1 protein-coding gene is annotated in these 1,146 nt (G+C 72.5%); it reads left to right on the top strand.

The genetic code is table 11. The annotated features are described in order from the left end of the window. Positions 1-247 precede the first annotated feature (247 nt). Positions 248-1,146 (top strand): LysR family transcriptional regulator (locus HW578_RS26840; protein WP_198373747.1); only part of this gene is annotated, 899 nt, incomplete at its 3' end.

Here is a 1,146-nt window from a genome sequence, read left to right as displayed (position 1 = left end):
GGCGACGACCAGCGCGACGAGGGCAGCGAGCCCCGCGGCGCGCAGGCTGGCGGCCGGCCGCAGGCCTGGCCCGCGGAAGGCGATCAGCGCCGCGGCGGCCAGCGCCAACGGGGCGAGAAGGGGCAGGAGATGGGTCGGCATGGGCGTGGGGCGCTCCGTCGCGCTGGGAACGGGCGCCGGATAGCAATCATTGAAATTGCAAGAAATCACATAATTTCTATCATATCGTTCGATTGGAACGAACAATATGCCCGAGCTGAACTACCACCACCTGCGCTATTTCCGGGCCGTCGCGCATGAGGGGAACCTCACCCGCGCGGCGGCGGGCCTGAACCTCGCGCCCTCGGCGCTGTCGGCCCAGATCCGCTCGCTCGAGGACCGCCTGGGCCAGGCGCTGTTCGAACGGAGCGGGCGGCGCCTCGTGCTGACCGAGGCCGGGCGGATCGCGCTGGCGCATGCGGATGCGATCTTCTCCGCCGGTGAGGAGCTGGTCGCCACGCTACGGGAGAGGCGGGGCGCGCACCGCATGCTGCGCGTCGGCGCGCTGGCGACGCTCTCGCGCAACTTCCAGCTGACCTTCCTGCGCCCCGTGCTGGGGCGGCCGGATGTCGAAGTCATCCTGCGCTCCGGTGGCATGGCGGAACTGCTGCGCGCGCTCGAGGAGCTGAGCCTCGATGTCGTGCTGACCAGCGAGCCGCCGGCGGGTGGTAGCTTCGTCGCGCATCGCCTGGCGGAGGAGCCGGTCAGCCTGGTCGGCCGCCCGGCGTTGCTGGCGGGCCGGGCGAGCCTCGCCGAACGCCTCGCGACCGCGCCGCTGATCCTGCCCACGCCCGAGAGCGGGCTCCGTCCGGGCTTCGAGGCGCTGCGCGAACGCCTCGGCGTGACGCTGCAGATCGCGGCGGAGGTCGACGACATGGCCATGATGCGGCTGCTGGCGCGGGAAGGCGTTGGCCTGGCCGTGCTGCCGCCCATCGTCGTGCGCGACGAACTCGCCTCGGGCGAGTTGCAGGAGGCCGAGCGCCTGCCCGGCCTGCTGCAGCCCTTCTATGCGGTGACGATTCCGCGGCGCTTCCCGAACCCGCTGCTGCGCGAGGCGCTGAGCGCGGCGACCGGGGCGGCGAGCTGCCCTCCCGGCCTGGCGCCGCG

The sequence above is a fragment of the Roseomonas rosulenta genome (assembly GCF_016106005.1).
Taxonomy (GTDB): domain Bacteria; phylum Pseudomonadota; class Alphaproteobacteria; order Acetobacterales; family Acetobacteraceae; genus Neoroseomonas; species Neoroseomonas rosulenta.
The sequence above is the reverse complement of the archived record's forward strand: the minus strand, read 5'-3'. Positions and strand labels throughout refer to the sequence as shown.